Annotated in this window: 20 protein-coding genes, 1 tRNA gene and 1 pseudogene; 13 read left to right on the top strand and 9 right to left on the bottom strand. The window is 54.4% G+C overall.

Annotated features, from left to right (window positions below):
• The 10 genes and pseudogenes from ACQY36_RS06405 to ACQY36_RS06360 form a co-directional block, all read left to right on the top strand.
• Positions 1 to 110: pseudogene (locus ACQY36_RS06405) on the top strand (elongation factor Tu); the annotation flags it as partial.
• A gap of 106 nt (positions 111 to 216) precedes the next feature.
• Positions 217 to 375: a 50S ribosomal protein L33 gene (rpmG, locus tag ACQY36_RS06400; protein WP_428057621.1), complete on the top strand. Its 159-nt coding sequence runs from the start codon at positions 217 to 219 to the stop codon at positions 373 to 375.
• Positions 376 to 385: 10 nt separating this feature from the next.
• Positions 386 to 460 (top strand) — tRNA-Trp (locus tag ACQY36_RS06395).
• A 30-nt stretch (positions 461 to 490) separates the two neighbouring features.
• On the top strand, positions 491 to 679 hold the full coding sequence (gene secE, locus ACQY36_RS06390) for a preprotein translocase subunit SecE (protein ID WP_428057623.1): 189 nt from the start codon (positions 491 to 493) through the stop codon (positions 677 to 679).
• Entirely contained in the window at positions 679 to 1,212 is a 534-nt protein-coding gene (nusG, locus tag ACQY36_RS06385; protein ID WP_428057625.1) for a transcription termination/antitermination protein NusG, read from the top strand. Before secE ends, nusG begins: the two co-directional genes overlap by 1 nt.
• Positions 1,213 to 1,256: 44 nt before the next feature.
• Positions 1,257 to 1,691, top strand: a complete 435-nt coding sequence (rplK, locus tag ACQY36_RS06380) for a 50S ribosomal protein L11 (RefSeq protein WP_428057627.1) — start codon at positions 1,257 to 1,259, stop codon at positions 1,689 to 1,691.
• A gap of 54 nt (positions 1,692 to 1,745) precedes the next feature.
• Positions 1,746 to 2,420 carry a 50S ribosomal protein L1 gene (gene rplA, locus ACQY36_RS06375; RefSeq protein ID WP_428057629.1) on the top strand — a complete coding sequence of 225 codons (675 nt, stop codon included), beginning with the start codon at positions 1,746 to 1,748 and terminating at the stop codon, positions 2,418 to 2,420.
• 279 nt (positions 2,421 to 2,699) lie between these two features.
• A complete protein-coding gene (locus ACQY36_RS06370; protein WP_428071528.1) occupies positions 2,700 to 3,839 on the top strand; it encodes a hypothetical protein in 1,140 nt (379 codons plus the stop codon).
• A 76-nt stretch (positions 3,840 to 3,915) separates the two neighbouring features.
• A complete protein-coding gene (locus ACQY36_RS06365) occupies positions 3,916 to 4,386 on the top strand; it encodes a hypothetical protein (protein ID WP_428078405.1) in 471 nt (156 codons plus the stop codon).
• Between the two features lie 174 nt (positions 4,387 to 4,560).
• Positions 4,561 to 5,556: a trypsin-like serine protease gene (locus ACQY36_RS06360; protein ID WP_428078403.1), complete on the top strand. Its 996-nt coding sequence runs from the start codon at positions 4,561 to 4,563 to the stop codon at positions 5,554 to 5,556.
• A gap of 64 nt (positions 5,557 to 5,620) precedes the next feature.
• Here the strand turns inward: ACQY36_RS06360 and obgE are convergent, their stop codons facing one another.
• The 4 genes from obgE to rplU all read right to left on the bottom strand — a co-directional run bounded on the left by obgE (position 5,621) and on the right by rplU (position 8,037).
• Positions 5,621 to 7,000, bottom strand: coding sequence for a GTPase ObgE (gene obgE, locus ACQY36_RS06355; RefSeq protein ID WP_428078401.1), 1,380 nt, complete (start codon positions 6,998 to 7,000; stop codon positions 5,621 to 5,623).
• A 61-nt stretch (positions 7,001 to 7,061) separates the two neighbouring features.
• Positions 7,062 to 7,220: a hypothetical protein gene (locus tag ACQY36_RS06350; RefSeq protein WP_428078400.1), complete on the bottom strand. Its 159-nt coding sequence runs from the start codon at positions 7,218 to 7,220 to the stop codon at positions 7,062 to 7,064.
• 101 nt (positions 7,221 to 7,321) lie between these two features.
• On the bottom strand, positions 7,322 to 7,708 hold the full coding sequence (gene rpmA / locus ACQY36_RS06345) for a 50S ribosomal protein L27 (protein ID WP_428057641.1): 387 nt from the start codon (positions 7,706 to 7,708) through the stop codon (positions 7,322 to 7,324).
• 17 nt (positions 7,709 to 7,725) lie between these two features.
• Positions 7,726 to 8,037, bottom strand: coding sequence for a 50S ribosomal protein L21 (gene rplU, locus ACQY36_RS06340; RefSeq protein WP_428071521.1), 312 nt, complete (start codon positions 8,035 to 8,037; stop codon positions 7,726 to 7,728).
• 208 nt (positions 8,038 to 8,245) lie between these two features.
• Between rplU and dnaJ the strand changes: the two genes are divergently transcribed.
• Positions 8,246 to 9,358: a molecular chaperone DnaJ gene (dnaJ, locus tag ACQY36_RS06335; protein ID WP_428071519.1), complete on the top strand. Its 1,113-nt coding sequence runs from the start codon at positions 8,246 to 8,248 to the stop codon at positions 9,356 to 9,358.
• Positions 9,359 to 9,535: 177 nt separating this feature from the next.
• Positions 9,536 to 10,033 carry a type IV pilin protein gene (locus tag ACQY36_RS06330; protein WP_428071517.1) on the top strand — a complete coding sequence of 166 codons (498 nt, stop codon included), beginning with the start codon at positions 9,536 to 9,538 and terminating at the stop codon, positions 10,031 to 10,033.
• 64 nt (positions 10,034 to 10,097) lie between these two features.
• Here the strand turns inward: ACQY36_RS06330 and mnmA are convergent, their stop codons facing one another.
• The 4 genes from mnmA to ACQY36_RS06310 form a co-directional block, all read right to left on the bottom strand.
• A complete protein-coding gene (gene mnmA / locus ACQY36_RS06325; RefSeq protein WP_428078398.1) occupies positions 10,098 to 11,177 on the bottom strand; it encodes a tRNA 2-thiouridine(34) synthase MnmA in 1,080 nt (359 codons plus the stop codon).
• A gap of 414 nt (positions 11,178 to 11,591) precedes the next feature.
• Entirely contained in the window at positions 11,592 to 12,788 is a 1,197-nt protein-coding gene (locus tag ACQY36_RS06320) for an HD-GYP domain-containing protein (RefSeq protein ID WP_428057649.1), read from the bottom strand.
• A gap of 4 nt (positions 12,789 to 12,792) precedes the next feature.
• A complete protein-coding gene (locus ACQY36_RS06315; RefSeq protein ID WP_428078396.1) occupies positions 12,793 to 14,106 on the bottom strand; it encodes a 4Fe-4S dicluster domain-containing protein in 1,314 nt (437 codons plus the stop codon).
• Entirely contained in the window at positions 14,099 to 16,075 is a 1,977-nt protein-coding gene (locus ACQY36_RS06310) for an FAD-binding oxidoreductase (protein WP_428078394.1), read from the bottom strand. The genes ACQY36_RS06315 and ACQY36_RS06310 overlap by 8 nt, the downstream gene beginning before the upstream one ends.
• A gap of 98 nt (positions 16,076 to 16,173) precedes the next feature.
• On the opposite strand from ACQY36_RS06310, the gene ACQY36_RS06305 reads away from it, so the two are divergent.
• Positions 16,174 to 16,968 carry a metallophosphoesterase gene (locus tag ACQY36_RS06305; protein WP_428078392.1) on the top strand — a complete coding sequence of 265 codons (795 nt, stop codon included), beginning with the start codon at positions 16,174 to 16,176 and terminating at the stop codon, positions 16,966 to 16,968.
• A 72-nt stretch (positions 16,969 to 17,040) separates the two neighbouring features.
• On the opposite strand, the gene ACQY36_RS06300 is transcribed toward ACQY36_RS06305, so the two are convergent.
• On the bottom strand, positions 17,041 to 17,357 hold a 317-nt coding region (locus ACQY36_RS06300; RefSeq protein WP_428078390.1), incomplete at its 5' end, for a hypothetical protein.

The following is a 17,357-nucleotide window of genomic DNA, read 5'->3' as shown; positions in this document are numbered from 1 at the left end:
TTGAAGTGAAATTGATTACGCCAGTGGCTATGGAAGAAGGCTTGCGCTTCGCGATCCGCGAAGGCGGTCATACGGTAGGCGCCGGCGTTGTTACCAAAATTATTGAGTAGTAAAATTGTTTAGTTCACTGTTGCGGGGGCATGTAACAATGCCCCCGCAGATATCGTGAACCGGCAAAATTTGAGGGATTCCCTCTTATATTCAAGGATATTTAAGATGGCTACTGAAAGATTAACGATTGCGCTGATTTGCACCGATTGCAAAAACAAAAACTATTATCAAGTGCGCGGCAAAAAGAAAGAATACAAGCTGGAGCTCAACAAGTTCTGCAAAAAATGCGGCAAGAGCACCAAGCACAAAGAAGGCAAAGCCTAAGATTTTTTGTGGGAGCGTCGGTTAACTGGTAAACCACCGGTCTCCAAAACCGGGACTGAAGGTTCGAGTCCTTCCGCTCCTGCCAGGTTTTATACCAAGGAAAACGGATATTTCTATGAATAAAGCAATCAATTTTCTCAAGCAGTCAGTTGGCGAGCTGAGAAAATCCACCTGGCTTTCCAGACAGGAAGTGGTGCAGTCCACCATCCTGGTTGCGATTGTTGTGGCGCTGGTGTCGGCGTATGTCGGCGTCATTGACTTTGGTCTGACCAAAGTGCTGGGATTTGTGGTCGGGGGTCGCTAATGTCTGAGGAAAAAGCTTGGTACGTCGTGCACACCCAAACGGGGCACGAAGACAAGGTAAGAGAAAAAATTCTGCTTAACATTGACATCCAAGGCTTCGGGGACCGTGTCTTTCAGGTGCTGGTTCCCACCGAAGAAGTGGTGGAAGTTAAACAGAACAAGAAAATTTTGCGCAAACGGAAATTTTTCCCTGGTTACGTGCTGGTACAAATGAATATGACCAGCGAAGCGTATTGGTTTATTAAAAGCATTACGGGCGTAACCGGCTTTTTGGGTGATCCCAACCCGGTTCCGCTGCCGGAAGAAGAAATCGCCGGCATTGTGGAATTGACGGACAACACCTCCGGCAAACCCAAACACGTAGTGGAATTTGAACGCGGCGAGAGTGTGCGCATTACCGAAGGACCGTTTAAACACTTTATCGGCGTGGTGGAAGAAGTCAACGAGCAGAAGAACAAACTGAAGGTGATGGTAACGGTGTTTGACCGCGCCACCCCTGTGGAAGTGGACTTCCTGCAAGTGGAAAAGAACTAGATTTTACCGCAGCAAAGCAGTAAAAAATACGGAGTAACGACAAAATGGCAAAAGAGAAAAAAATTAAAGGTTACATCAAGTTGCAGATTCCCGCTGGCGCGGCCAACCCGGCTCCGCCCGTAGGTCCGGCCCTGGGCCAGCATGGTGTAAACATCATGGAATTCTGCAAACAATTCAACGCCAAAACGGCGAAAATGGAAAAAGGCATTAAGATCCCGGTAATCATTACGGTATATGAAGACCGCTCTTTCTCCTTTATTACCAAAATGCCGCCTATGGCTGTTCTCATTGTGAAAGAGCTGGGCCTTGCGAAAGGTTCCGGCGCCCCGCACAAAGACAAAGTCGGCAAGATTACCCAAGCCCAGTGCGAAAAAATCGCGGCCCAGAAACTGCCCGATTTGAACACGAAAGACATCAAACAGGCCGCCGAGATGGTAAAAGGCACCTGCCGCAGCATGGGCGTGGACGTAGTGAAATAAATTTAAACTTGAGGGAGGGCGACAACGCCCGTTATCACCTAAGGAGTATTAAAGATGGGAAAAAGAATGGAAGCAGCTCAAAAAGCTTACGATAAGACCAAAGTTTACACGATGGAAGAAGGCGCCCAGATCGTAAAAGACAACGCCAAAGCCAAATTTGACGAAACCGTTGAAATCCACGTGAAACTGGGCATTGATACCAAAAAGGCCGACCAGCAGGTCCGCACCACCGTCGCGCTGCCGCACGGTACGGGCAAGACCAAACGCATCGCCGTCATCGCCAAAGGCGAACACGCCTCCGAGGCGCAGAAAGCCGGCGCCGACAAAGTGGGATGCGAAGATATCGTTGAAGAAGTGCTGAAAGGCAAAATTGACTTTGACGTGCTCGTCGCCACCCCGGACACCATGAAAGACTTGGCCAAAGCGGCCAAAATTCTGGGTCCGCGCGGTTTGATGCCGAACCCAAAAAGCGGTACCGTTACCTTTGACTTGGCTAACACCATCAAAGCCTTGAAAGCGGGCCGCATTGAGTTCAAAGCCGATGCTTATGGTATTGTGCACGCCGTGATTGGCAAAGCTTCTTTTGACGCTGCCAAACTGGCGGAAAACGCAAAAGCCGTTATGGACACTATCCTTCGCGTGAAACCGAGCACCTCCAAAGGTGTATACGTTCAGAGCGTTTCGTTCAGCTCCACGATGGGTCCCGGCGTATTCGTTACCCATAAATAGTCGTTCTCTTTTGCATAAACAAAACCCCGCTTTTACGAGCGGGGTTTTGTGTTTTATATCTCTCCGCTGTTTGGGGTTTGACCTTCGTGCGGCGCTTGCTGATTCTGTCGGTGCCTTGTCAGAGGCCACGGTAACAGTATGCCACAGGCTTGCCGGCTGGCGGGTTTTCCCTGGTGCTGGCATATACGCGCAACTATGCAGACACGCCTTTGTACCCTTCTATACAAACGCCCCTTGCGCAAATAAGGGCTTCTTGTTACAATGAAAAGAGAGCTTACTATGCGCCCTTTTCTACCCGTTTTTCTAATGGTGTGCTGCTCCGTTTCCGCTTCGGCGGGGCCGGGCCCTTCCGCTTGGCGCAGCGCGCTCCAGCGGGTGTTCGGCAAGCCGGCCGTCCAAACGCCGGCGGTTCTGCCCGCCGCGGCGCAAAGCATTGAACAGCAGGTCCTTTTATCGCGCGAGCTGAACCGTTCCGCCGCGATGTATTGGAAGTCCTCCCACTCGCTGGTGCCGCCGGGCCAGTCCCGCCTGCCGTATCAGAGTATGGCCGGGGTGAGTTCCAAATCCATCCGGCCCGCTACGGCGGAAGACAGCCGTTTTACCATCATCAATAACCGTATGGCCGCTTTGTGGCTCAGCGTAACGGCGCGCGATTTGGCGCTTATGCGGGCGCGCAAGGACGATATGCTCCGCTCCCTGCAAGTGGCCTATCCGCAGGCTCCCGTCAACTATGCGGCGCTTATCCCGGAAAAAGCAAGATATATTGCCGTGGGGGAGGAACACGGCTTCCCGGCGCTTCGCCAGGCGTTTGAAGAGCTGGTGTTCCAGTACCGGGCGACGTATCCGGAGCGGAAGATTATCGTGCTGACGGAATTTGTATTTGACCGCACGCTCCCGCTTTCCGAAAAAACGGGCCTGCCGGTCAGTTCCCTGGCGCTTAAATACCGCCGGGTCAGCCCGGACTTTAAATTTTTGGATAAATTCGTTAAAAACGGTATTGATGTAATCGGCCTGGAGGATGAGCGGTACTTTAGAAACCACCAGCAGCTGATTACGCCGTCGTTCCGCCAGGTGGAATCCGTTTACGGGATGAAACAGCGCAACGATCATTGGCGCAAAATTATTGAGGACGTCCGCCAGCGGGAACCCGGGGCGGTCTTTTTTATCTATACGGGCAATATGCACGTACATTACCGCGCGCCGTTTACGCTGGCGCGGTCGTCTCCGCAGGTGTTTGTGCTGCAGCTGCTGGCCAAAGATTTGGGCAAAGATTTGCCGTTCGGGGCCGTAATGCTGGACCAGCCGTTTGCGCGCGCGCGTGCAAAAACCGCTTTTCCCACATTGCTTTCCTGGCCGGCCACCAGCCCTTACCGCCCTTTGAGCGGGTTTGACGCGTGCCTGATTTTTCCCGCGCGCTGATTTCCCATCCGCCAAAAATTTACTATGATATACAAGCGGCCCTTCCCGGGCCGTTAGTTTATCCGAAGGATGATATATGAAAAAAGTTCTCTTGCTGTCTTTCCTTTCCTGCTGGCTGGCCGCCTGCGGCGGCGCCAAGTATTACGTGCGCGGCGACAAAGCCGCCCCGCTGTTTGAAAAAGAACGAGTGGTCTATATCGTGCAAAACGACGCCACGAAAGAAGGCTTTTTAAGCAATATGCAAAGCTGGCTTGCCAACCACGCCTACCGCGTGGAAGTGGTTTCCGCGCCGGTAAACGCGTCCGTGCCGTATTTGACGTATGTGGCGCGCTGGTCGTGGGACGGAGGCATTTTCCTGGCCGACGCGACGGTGAAAGCTTTTTCCGGCGGAACCTTGCACGGTTCCAGCATGATTAAAGTGCCCAACAATTTTAATTTCAGCAAATACGGCGACACGGAAGGACGTATTGATAATTTAATGTCGCTGTTGTTTTTCCACAAGACGGAAAACGCGAAACAAATCAACGTAACGTTTGAGGTGGAGTAACACCCGGGAGAGGGTTGGGAAAAACATCCGTTTCTCCGCGCCTGCTTTATGCCCGGTTCAGGGGATATGTCATGCCGGAGCAGGCGCTCCCGCCAAGGCGAAGCCGGCAGGCTGTATGCTTCGGATGGGCTTCTGTAGCCGCTTGCCGTTTGGTGTTTCTGCTATAATAAGACTATGCGAAAATGGACCCTGCTTTTTTTGTGTTTGTGCGCCGCGCCACTGTGGGCGCAGGTGAGCGTCATTTCGGTTACTGACGAAGACAAACATAAAAATAAAGAAGATTTTTACCATACGTTTGAGTATTACGTGCTGCCCGCCGGACAGCAGACGGGCCAGTCGGGCAAATGTCAGGCCACGCGTATCGGCCGGCGTTGGTTTGCCACGGCGGCGCACTGCGTAAAAGAACAATGCAAAAACGGCTGTACCGTGCAAATGGATTTGCTGGAGTATCCCGTTTCCGCGCTGGCGCGCGTTACGCATACGGCCAAAAAGCCCGCGGTGTTTGTGCACCCCGGGTTTTCCGCAGACAAAATGGTGAAGGACGATTTTGCGCTCATCCGTCTGGATTTGGACCGCGCCCCCCAAACCTATTACCGCCGCCCGGCGGGCAAACGCAATTATAATTTGGGTATCAGCAAGCAGGAATTTGCCGCTTTTTTGGAGCAGAACCGTGCGGCCAACCGGCAGTACCGCCGTATCGTCAGCCCGGATTTTCCGCCCATCGTGCTGTTTGACGAAGGCAATTATATAATAGACCGCAAGCTCTCCGTTATTTCCATTTTCGGCGGCAAACGGGAAATCAAACCCGACCCGTACCCGGTGCATTACGTCAAGGCGCTGGGCTTTGCTTACACGAATAATTTTGGTATCCGCAAGGGGATGAGCGGCTCGGGCGTGATGACCAATACGGGCGAACTCATCGGCATTATTTCGGCCAATTTAACGTCTGTCCGCGGCCAAATCCGGGAAGGCGCCAAGACCGAAGAATACTTTATGTTCCCGGTGTTTAACCGGGGGATTGCTTCGTTTATGGAAAGCGTGATGGGCAGTGATTATTATAAACTGGATTTTAAAGACGCCTATCCTTCGTTTGTAAACAAATCCCGCCGCAATTACGCGCCCGTGGTGGAAGCGGTAAACTGGGTAAATGAACACCACACGATGAAGTAATTTTTTGACGGATAAAAACCCCGGAGCCTTTGCGGGCATCCGGGGTTTTTTGTTGCCGAAACGTTTATTTGAGTTTCGCCTCTCTTCTGGCTTTGCGTTTGGCCAAACGCTCCTGTTTGGTTTCGCGGCGTTTGTAGCCGGCGTGTTCGGGCGCGTTGGGGGCCTCGTCGTCAAAGTTGCCATTCCATTCAAACTCGCGTCCGCCCACTACTAGTGCGTCGCCGTCCTGCACGCCGTATTTAAGCAGGGCTTTCTCCAGGCCGATTTTCTTAAAGATACCGCGCAGACGTGCCACGGCTTCGGGCTGGCTGAAGTTCGTCATGGCGATGAATTCTTCCACTTTTTTGCCCGTAATGTGCACGGCGCCGTCTTCGGTGCGGCTGATGGTGAACATTGGTTCCACTTTGTGTGTAACCGCGGTTTTTTCTTCTGTTACGGGGCGTTCCACCGGGGTGGCGGCCAGAATTTTGACCACTTCGTCCAGCACCTGGTTCACGCCTTCGCCCGTGGCGGCGCTCATCAGCATGACCGGGTGTTTTTTAAATTTCTTTTTGATGGTTTCGTACGCTTTTTGTGCGGACGGCAGGTCCATCTTGTTAATCACGATGATGCGCGGTTTTTCAAACAGTTTTTTGTCAAAAGCCTTCAGCTCTTTTTCAATTACTTTTACCGACTGTTCGGCGCTCATACCGTCAAAACCGTCCGGGTCCACCAGGTGCAGCAGCACGCGGGTGCGTTCAATGTGCTTTAAGAACTGATACCCCAGGCCCTTGCCTTCGCTGGCGCCTTCAATAATGCCGGGAATATCCGCCGTGGCGAAGCTGAGCCCTTTGTGAAGCGTAATGCCCAGGTTCGGGTTTAGGGTGGTGAACGGATAGTCCGCAATGCGCGGCCGCGCGGCCGAAATGCGGCTTAAAAACGTGCTTTTGCCCGCGTTGGGAAACCCCACCAGGCCCAGGTCCGCCAGCACTTTAAGCTCCAAAATAAGCGTGATTTCTTCGCCGGGCTGGCCGTTTTCGGCCAGGTGCGGGGCCGTATTGTTGCGCGTTTTGAAAGACTGGTTGCCGCGTCCGCCCATTCCGCCTTTGGCTACGGTAAATTCCTGGCCGGGCTCGGTTAAGTCGGCAAGCACGTGGCCGCTACTTTTAACGATGGTGCCGCACGGCACGAGTACGATTTTATCTTCTCCGGCGCGGCCCGTTTTATTGTAGGTGCCGCCTTTTTCGCCGTTTTGCGCTTCAATGTGCGGGTTGTAGGCCAGCTCCAGGAGGGTGGTCAGGTTCGGTTCGGTTCTTAAAATAACGTCCCCGCCTTTGCCGCCGCAGCCGCCGTTGGGGCCGCCGAATTCAATGAATTTTTCGCGGCGGAACGACAGACAGCCGTCCCCGCCTTTGCCGGCGGTGATGTAAATTTTGACACGGTCTAAAAAGCTTCCGGATTGCATAAAATATTTCCTCTTTAAGTAACGGCTCCGGCCGGACGGTGCAGGCCGCCGGCCTTATAAATCAAATTGGTTCATCCTGCTCCAACGTGCGGGACAGGATTTTTTTGGACAGGCTGCGCTTGGCTTTCGCGCGGGCGCGTTTTACTTTGGCGCGCGCGGGCCGTTTGGTGCAGGTATAGGTCCATTCGTCTAAACTGACGTGCAATTCATCCTTCTTCATATCTATTGTATCAAACGGGGGACTTTTGTCCAGCCCGCAAAAGGGTTATCACAAAAAAAGCGGCAGGAAAAATCCTGCCGCTTTTTTAAACCGTGAAGCTTTTATTTGTCCGTTTCGGCCTTTTTGGCTTTGGCGGGAGCCTTTTTCGCGGCCGGTTTGGCGGCGGCGGGCTTTTTGGCGGCCTTGGGGGCAGCTTTTTTAGCGGGCTCTTTTTTGGCTTCTTTCGTTTCCGCAACTTTCGGGTACACGGAAATCTGCTTTTTGCCTCTGGTTACCCATTCAAAGGTAACAATGCCGGCGACCCGGGCAAAAAGGCTGTCATCGCTGCTTCTCGCGACGTTGGTACCGGGCAAGAATTTGGTACCGCGTTGGCGGACGATGATTTCCCCAGCGTTGACGAACTGGGAGCCGTAGCGTTTAATGCCTAAACGCTGGCCGTGGCTGTCTCTTCCGTTGGAGGAGGAACCTTGTGCTTTTGTATGTGCCATAGTTTAGAGTCTCCCAATTAGGCTAACTGGATATCCGTGATTTTGATTTGCGTCAAATCCTGTCTGTGGCCGATGGTTCTTTCGTAACCTTTTTTCGGTCTCTTTTTGAATACGAGGATTTTGGGACCTCTCAAATGTTTAACCACTTGAGCGGTGACCTTAGCCGTGTTACCGGCTTTGGTATCTGCCGAGGTACCTTCTTCGTTGGCGGCCCAGAGAACTTTCAGTTCTACATTGGCTCCCGCTTCCGCGTCCAGTTTTTCAACCTGCAGATCTTGACCGGGTTTTACCCAGTACTGTTTTCCACCAGTTTCAATGATTGCGTACATAGTTTTATTATACCAAATAAAGAGACAACACCCCGCGCCCTTGCCTTTTATGGCCGGGCGGGAGGGGTTGCTCTCCCTTAATTTGTATATATATTATAGCATAATTGCCGCTTGCCGGTGCGGTAAACCGGGCGCAAACGTGCAGGGGACGCGCAAATTTAATAAAATAGAAAAAAGAGATTGTTTGAACAGGTTATTCCTCAGGACTATGCCCACTAAAATGAAAGAAGACTATTATCAAATCCTCGGCATTGAGCGCACCGCCACCGCGGTGGAAATTAAATCCGCGTTCCGCCGCCAGGCCATGAAGTGCCACCCGGACCGCTGCCCCGGCGATAAAAACGCCGAAGAACAGTTTAAAAAAGTAAACGAAGCGTTTTCCGTGCTTTCCGACCCCCACAAAAAACAAATGTACGACCAGTACGGGCACGAAGGCGTGTCCGGCGCGGGCGGATTCGGCGGGTTTAACGCCGGCGGATTCGGCGACATTAACGATATTTTCGGCTCCGTATTCGGAGATATTTTCGGCGGGGGCTTCGGCTCTGGCCGGCGCGGCGCGCCCCGCGCCCAGCGCGGCGAAGATTTAAAGTTGGACGTTACCCTTACCCTGGAAGAAGCGTTTTCCGGCAAGGAAGTTCCGGTGGATTATACGCGCCTGGACAACTGCGCCGAGTGCGACGGCAGCGGCGCCGCCCCCGGCAGTGCGCGCAAAACCTGCCGTTCATGCAATGGCACGGGTACGGTAACGTATGCGCAGGGATTTTTCAGCATGCGCCAGGTCTGCCCGGACTGCGGCGGCAAAGGCACCGTGGTGGAAAAGCCGTGTACGTCCTGCCGCGGCAGCGGAACCAAGCGCGTGAAGGAAAAATTGACCGTCAAAGTGCCCTCCGGGGTGCGCTCCGGCGTTACGCTGCGCGTTTCCAACGGGGGAGACATCGGCACCAACGGCGGCGGCTTTGGCGATTTATATGTGGAAGTGCACGTAAAAGAGCATAAAATTTTTAAACGCCAGGGCGATGATTTGGTGATTGACGCGCAAATCACCTATCCCCAGGCCGTATTGGGGGGAAGCATTAAAGTGCCCACTATTGAAGGCAAAGAGCTGGAGATGGACATCCCCAAAGGCACGCAGTTCGGCGCGGTGCTTAAAATGCAGGGCAACGGGATGCCGAAGCTGGGCAAAAAAGGGTTCGGCGATTTGCTCGTAAACGTGAAAATTGAAGTGCCCAAAAAGCCGACTGCCCGCCAAAAAGAACTGCTGGAAGAACTGGCGAAAGAGACGGGCGGAAAGAAGAGCTTTTTTAAGGAATTGTTTTCTTAACGCGCGGTCCGCGTGATTTGATGTAATTAAACATCCGTTAAAACCGGGCTGAAAGCCCGGTTTTTTGCGGCATATTTTATGCATGCGGGGATTTACGTTTTGGGTATAAATAAGTATGATATTAATAATGTAAGGGCTGTATTTTTTGCTGTTGAATCCAACATACAAAGGAGAATTATGAAAAAAGGTTTTACGCTTATTGAGCTGTTGGTGGTGGTGCTGATTATCGGCATTTTATCGGGCATTGCGCTGCCCCAGTATACGGCGGCGGTGGAAAAAGCGCGCGCCAGCGAAGTGGTGTCGCTGATGGCTTCGGCCGAAAAAGCCGCCGACTTGTATGTGCTGCAGGAAGGGTATCCTTCTACCGGGTTGGTGGAGCTGGTGGGAAAACGCAACGGCGTGGCCAGCGGAAAGCTGGATATTGATATTGAAGCCGCTTTAAGCTGCCAAACCAATAATGACCGCTGTGAATCCAAAGATTTTAGTTATGACGTGTATTGCGGCACGAGCACGTGCACGTGGACTGCTGAACAGTTAAAGGGCGATTATGATATGTCCGGCCACCGTTCCAGAGGGGGTAAATGGATGCGCTCCTGTGATTATTATACTAAAGCCGGCCGCGTCGTTTGCGAAAGTTTGCGCGGACAAGGCTGGAGTGCTTCCGACAATATGTAACCGCTTATATCCAAAAGCCCCGGGCCAAACGGCCCGGGGCTTTTTTATGGCGTGCGGTAAAACGTCAGCAAATCATTCCGCCGCCGAGCACGGTGTCCCCGTCGTAGAGCACGGCGGACTGGCCGGCCGTAACGGAAAGCTGCGGCTCGTCAAACACGGCTTCAAAGGCGTCTCCGTCCAATATGCGCACCGTCGCTTTGGCGGGCATATGCAGGTTGCGGATTTTAATTTTGCAGGTAAATTCCGGCGCGGGCGGTTCGCCCGCCACCCAGCTGGCGCGGTCGGCCTGCAGGCGCGCGGAATACAGCGCTTCTTTCGGGCCGATGACGACCTGGTTTTTTTCGGCGTCCAGCCGCACCACATACATGGGCACTTTAAATCCGCCGATGCCCAGGCCCTTGCGTTTGCCTATCGTGTAGCCCCAAATGCCCTGGTGCCGCGCAACGGGCTTGCCGTCCAAGGTAACAATGTCCCCGGGTTTGTTGGGGAAGTTCAGCAAGTCGTTGTAATCGCCGCAGTAAAAGTCCTGGCTGTCTTCTTTTTCGGCCACGGCCAGACCCGCCTGGCGCGCAATTTTGCGGATTTCGGGTTTCGTCATTTCCCCCAGCGGGAAGAGTACGCGGGAAAGCTGTTTCTGCGTCAGGCGATGCAGAAAATAGCTTTGGTCGCGCGATAAATCTTTCGCTTTTTTTAGCAGGTATTTGCCGGTTTTCGGGTCCTGTTCCACGCGGGCGTAGTGGCCGGTGGCGAATTTATCAAACTTCACGCCCTGCCGCTCGGCGGCGGAGGGGAGTACGCCAAATTTAATCAGGCTGTTGCAGAGCACGCACGGGTTAGGCGTGCGGCCGCAGGCGTATTCCAGGCGGAAGTTGTCCAGCACCGCCGCGCGGTACGGCTCGCGGCAGTCCACTTTTAAAAACTCAATGCCGAGTTTGGACGCGATGTGTTCAATTTCCGTTAAATCTTCTTTTTCGGGAGAAAGGCACGCGTTTTTTTGGTACGCGCCTTCCGGTACGGGAAGAGAAGGGTCCCACACCAGCATGGTCGCGCCGATGACGCGGTACCCCTGTTCCTTGAGTATGACGGCCGCGGCGGCGGAATCCACCCCGCCCGACAGGCCGATGAGTATCGTCTCTTTTTCCATCAATTACCTCACAGTGTAAATTGTACTTAAGGTTGAAAGCCAAAAGGACACTATATTATAGTATTTTGTCCTGGCGGACGGCTTTGGCGGCCTTGACCGCGGTACAGGCATATGGACGGTGGCGTACGCCCAGAGGGAAAATGTAGGGATATTCAGACTGTGTGGGCGGACGGCTTTGGCGGCCTTGGCCGCGGCATAGGAATATAGACGGTGGCGTACGCCCAAAAGGGAAAATGTAGGGATGTTTAGACTATTTGGGCGGACTGCTTTGGCGGCCTTGGCCGCGGTATAGAGATATGAACGGTGGCATATGCCCAAAAGGGAAAATGTAGGAATATTTAGACTATGAGGGCGAATAGCTCCGGCGGTTCCGGCGGCAGACAAAAAACCCCGGCGGAAAACCGGGGTTTTAAATTAAGAATTTTTCTTTTCGTCCGTTACCGGCACGTCGCTTGTCTGCGGCTGGGGCTGATTGACGGAGATATTGGCGTAGAGCTTGCGCACGGACGGATAGATTTTTTTAAACGCCGCCACCACGTGCGGGTCAAACGATTTGCCGGACTCGCCCAAAATATACGCGTAGGCGTCATCGGTCTTCCAGGCTTTTTTGTACACGCGGAAAACGCACAGCGCGTCAAACACGTCGGCCACCGTAATAATGCGGGCTTCTATCGGGATGTCTTCTCCTTTCAGGCCTTTGGGGTAGCCGGACCCGTTCCATTTTTCATGGTGGTAGCAGGCCATTTTGTGCGCAATTTTAAGCACCTTGGAGTGCGCCCCTTCCAGAATACGCCCGCCGTAGACGGTGTGGGACTTCATAATTTCAAACTCTTCCGGGGTCAGCTTGCCGGGTTTTAAGAGGATGTTGTCCGCCAGCGCCACTTTGCCGATATCGTGCAGGGGGCTGGCGTTTTTGATCAGTTCGGAATCTTTTTTGTTCATTCCCAGCGCCAGCGCCAGCAGATACGAAATGATGCTGATGTTTTTTAAGTGGGCGCGGGTATCCTGCTGGTCGCGGTATTCGGCGGTAACGGCCAGGCGGTAAATGGTTTCCAGCTGGGCGACGTGCACGTCCTGATACAGTTTGGCGATTTCAATCGCGCTTCCCGCCAGCGTGGCCAGCAGGAGCAGGATGCCTTCGTCCTTTTTGTCAAAAGCGGTGGCGTCGGCTTTATTTGCCACCTGAAATACGCCCAGCACTTTGCCGGAATTGTTTTTTAAGGGAATAGCCAGCATGGAATGGGTGCGGAAATCGGTTACCATATCCACGTCCATGGAAAAGCGCGGGTCTTCGTATGCGTTGGGAAGGTTGATGGTTTCGCCCGTGCGGGCGACGATGGAAATAACGCCGCTGCCGTTAAGCGGCACGCGGATTTCGGTGTGTTCCAGTCCGCGCCCTTGGGCGATTTTGGACCAGAGTTCATTCTTTTCTACGTCTTTAAGGTAAATGGTGCAGCGTCCGACATCCAGCATTTTGGTAATTTGCTGGGCAATGATGTCTAACAGCTTATCCAGGCGCAGTTCACACGAAATGCGCGCGCCAAACTCCACCAGCAGGTTCAGCTTTTCTTCGGCCGACAGCTTGCCGTTTTCCGGCCTGAATGATTGCATATGTTCACCCGTTTAAGCGTGCGAAGTGATCTGCTTTGGCGTACGGATAAAACTGTTTTAGGCAAAAGTCCAGTTCCAAAGCAGACAGCCCTGACAATGTAAACACAGTCCCTGTCTGTGTTCGGGCGATGCTCCGTACGGCGTCCATGCAAACCCTTTCCGCCAAATTGTGCCGTACGAAACCGTAACCAAACGCGGGCGTGTCCGCGTCTTTATACAAACACTCTACAAAATTTTTCTTGAAAAGTGTTTTTAAAGTTTTCTGCGCGGCCGCAAACGGTTCGCCTTCGCGCCGGAACAGGGCGGAATAATCCAGGCGCACGGGAGAGGCGATTTCCGCCGCCCGCGCGGGTTTTTTAGGCATAAAGTCCGTGATAAAAAGCACGTGTTCGGCAAATTCGCGCGCTTTTTGCTGCCAGCGCGGCCACCGCTCAAACAGCTGGGGCGCGCGGCGCAGAAACAGGTATACGTCCACGCTGTCGGTAAGCAGCGGGAGCTTGCCGCCGCCCGTTTGCTCGCGGCGGCGGATGAGGTTTTTAACCAGCCGGCGGCTTTGGCGTACGTTTCCGTATACGTATTCAAACAGGCCGCTCGGCGTGTTCTGCCAGATGTGCGCGCCGCGTTTTGGGGCGGCGGTTTGGAGGACGGACGCCGCAAGGTCCGGCATAAAAAATTCGGCTTCCAGCGAGGGCAGGTAGATAAGTGCGGGGTCTTGCGGGGCGGCCGGAATTTTCGCTTGCCGGAGGCGTTTTGCAAATGCCGGCGTGCGCGCGGGAAGAATGTCATCCGCGTGATTTATCCAGGCCAGGCCGGGCAGCCGGGTGAGCCCCATTAGGCGCAGCAGGCGCACCGCACCCGCGCGGCGCAGTGCGAGCCCGGCGCGGACCATAAAACGGAATAAACCCGGTCGGCGGGAACGCCAGGAAAGCAGGGTGTGTAACAGGGCGGGAAGCGCGCGCCCGTTTAAGGTGCGGCGCAGTTCCAGCATATGTTCGGCCGTTGGGATTTTGCCGGCGCAGGCCTGCGTACAGCGGCCGCACAGCAGGCACGAATTAACCAGTCGGGATAACAGTTCTTTATTCTGCGCCGGATTTAATTTGCCTTCCGCCGCCAGGCGTACGGCCTGGTTGCGTCCGCGCGGAGAGAAGGTTTCTTCTGCCGTTAAAACATAAGTCGGGCAGGCCTGCTGGCAGCTGCCGCAGCGGGTGCAGAATGAGGCGGAATCGTACACCGCGCGCGGGCCGAACGGCGTGTGCAGGGTGCGCAGGTGGCGTTTGGGATGAAGCGGATCCAGCTCAAGCGGGCGAAAATCAGACACGGGCGTCTCCTGTAAGCGGGGGGAATAAATCTTCCGGGTCCAGCTGCGCTTTGACGGCGCGCCACAGCGCGTTGGCGGGCGCGGGCTGGAACGTCAGTTCGGGTGCTTTGGGCACGGGCTTGGCAAAAATTTTAAACGTCAGCTGTGTAACCAGGCCCAGCGTGCCCTGCGAGCCCGCAAACAGGCGCGCCAGATTATATCCGGCGGCGTTTTTCATCAGTTTCCCGCCGTAGCGCACGTATGACCCGTCCGGCAGGAGGGCTTCCACCCCCAGCACATGCGGATAAAAACCAGGCAGACAGCCGGAGGCGAACGCGCCCCCCAGCGTGCCGTTTCCTTTTTCGGGCAAAATACTGTATACGTTTTCGCTCTCCAGCGCCTGCGCGAGTTCGGCCAGCGTTACGCCGGCCCCGGCGGTAACGGTGTAATTGGTTTTATCAATATCCAAAATTTGGTTAAGGGGCCGCGCCGAAAGCGGATGCTCCGCCGCCGTTTTCAGCCGCGTATTCGCGCCCGTTACCGTGCAGGGCACGCGGGCGTCCCGGCGCGTGCGGATGGCGTCCGCCAGTTGTTGTGCGGCGGCGGAAAGAGGCTGCTGGGGGCGCGCTTTTTCCGCATAGGCCAGCGGGATCAGCTTGAGCGGATTGGCGATGTTTTTCGGGTCCGCCGCGCGTTTAATACGGGTAAACAAATCAAGCGTGGGTTTATCGTACTGATAGGCCATTACGGCGCGTTTTTCCACGCCTACGCCGTGTTCGCCCGATATGGTGCCGCCGCAGTCCACGCAGGCTTGTAAAATTTCTTTAAGCGCGCGGGTAACGCGCACCGCGTCGGGCTTGTTGCGCTCGTCAAACACGATTTGCGGATGGAAGTTGCCGTCCCCCGCGTGAAAAAGGAGGCTGGCGTAAATGTTGTTATCGTCTAAAATCCGGCGGACTTTAGCCAGCGCGCGGGGCAGTTCGCTGCGCGGGACGGTGCCGTCGCCCACCATTACGTTGGGCGCCAGGCGCGCCATCGCGGCGTAGGCGGCGCGGCGGCCGAACCAAAGTTTTTGGCGTTCGGCTTCGTTTTTGGCCGGAATAAATTTAAGCGCCTGATTTTTTAGGCAGATTTCTTCCAGCTGTTTTTCGTCGGAAGCGATTTGCGCGGGCGTGCCGTCCAGCTCCAAAATAAGCAGGGCCTGGGCGTCCGTCGGGTAGCCGGAGCGGGCAAACTCTTCCACGGCGCGCGTGGTGATTTGGTCCATCGCTTCCACGCAGCGCGGAATCACGCCTTTGGCCGCCAAATCGCTGACGGTTTGCACGCTGTGCGCCAGCGATGGAAACGTAACGAGAAATGTCTTGATGTGTTTGGCCGCGGGCAGGATTTTCACCTTCATCCGCGTAATGACGCCCAGCGTGCCTTCGCTCCCGGCCAGCAGACCGATAAAATCGGGTCCGCCGTCCCGGCGGGAAAAATGCAGGGGTCCTCCGTCCGGCAGGATAAAATCCGCCTCCAGCACGTGGTCAATCGTGCCGCCGTATTTCATACAGCGCGCGCCGCTGGCGTTTTGGGCCAGGTTGCCGCCCAAGGTGCATACGCGTTCGCTGGCCGGATCCGGCGCGTAGAAAAAGCCCAGCGGGGCGAGTGCGTCCTGCAAATCGCCGCCGACGGCGCCCGGTTCAACAACCGCAAATCCTTCCTGCGTGTTAATTTGTAAAATCCGGTTAAGCCGCGTCAGGTTAAGCACCGCGCCGCCGTTTAAGGCCGCACAGCTTCCCGCGTGGTTCGTCGCGCTGGCGCGCGGAACGAACGGGACGGCATATTCCTGTAAAATACGCAGGATGGGGGCCACGGCTTCTTGGTTGGGGACGTTAATAAGCGCATCCGGCCGCGTGCGGGAGAGCGAACAATCGTAAGCATAGAGCGACAGGGAGACGGCATCGGTCAGGACGTTTTCTTCCCCGGCGGCTTGTTTTAGCTTTTTCATAGCGGCGGATGGTATCTTCATAAAAATGGAGCGCAAGCCGTAGCGGCGCGTGTTTTTTGTATACTATTATTATATTATTTGTATAAGGTACAAAACCAATGCAAAGCCAGAAAAACCCGAAACAAGTGGTGGTCGTGGGGGATGTGCACGGCCAGTTTGAACCGTTTGTCAAAATCCTGCGCCATGCGGGGCTGATTGACGAGCATAACAACTGGTGCGGCGGCCACAACCGCTTGGTGCAGATGGGTGATATTTTTGACAGGGGGCCTTTTTCGCGCAAAGTGGATGATTTGCTGGACTCCATCCAAAAACAGGCGCGGGAGAGGCAGGGCGAAGTCGTGCGGCTGGTGGGCAACCACGAGCTGGAGCCGTTGCTGTCTAACTTTGTGATTTCCGGCTTTAGCAAAGAAGAAGCCAAAGTAATGCACGACAAGCTGACCCGCCAGGTGTTGGACGGCGATTTAAAGGCCGCTTACGCCTACAAAGGGTTCCTGTTCACGCACGCGGGCGTAACGCGCAAGCTGTATAAGATTTTCCAGATGCAGTTGGACGACGCCAACGCCGGAAATATCGCCGCGCTTATCAATTTAATTTTTAAAGAATCCATCAAGCACGAGTTTTTCAAACATCCGATTTTTAACATCAGCATCAGTCGCAAAGGGCCGGACCGTTTCGGCGGTATTTTTTGGGAAGATTTGGAGGATTTGATTGCTTCGTACCCCAAAAGCCCGCTGGTGCAGGTGGTGGGGCACACGCAGGTGGATCGCATCGTGCTGGACCGCACGGCCAACGTGATTCCGGTGGACGTGGGAATGCACCGCAAACTGCAGTATTTGGTGATTGACGACGAGGGCGCGCCGAAAATTGTGGACGTGCCGGAAAAAGCGGACTAAGCCCGGCGAATTTAGAGGGATACTATACGGAGCGGAAAATCTTCCGCTCCGTTTTGCCGTTTTATGCAGGTCTTAGCCCTGTTTATAAAACGCCTCAAGGCGGAAGAACGTTTTTACTTGTTTGAGCGGGGTAGCGAGTTGTAAAACTCGCCGCGTAAAACTGGATTTCAGGAGCATTGGCCGGCAGTTTTTTCTCCTTTTATACGGTTGCTTGGCAACACAGCTTAAACGGTGTGGCTCAATTAGTCGGATGTGTCCGCATAGAGAACCGCCCCCTGAAAGGGAGCCTTGCAGGCCGTGCAGATAAAAAGAACCGCTCCCCGAAAGCTTTTGCATCCCCGAATGTTTCTCTCCCAAGTATCTAAAAGTACCGTATATTGCCAGGCCCT

The sequence above is a fragment of the Candidatus Avelusimicrobium alvi genome (assembly GCF_958451995.1).
GTDB lineage: Bacteria > Elusimicrobiota > Elusimicrobia > Elusimicrobiales > Elusimicrobiaceae > Avelusimicrobium > Avelusimicrobium alvi.
The sequence above is the reverse complement of the archived record's forward strand: the minus strand, read 5'-3'. Positions and strand labels throughout refer to the sequence as shown.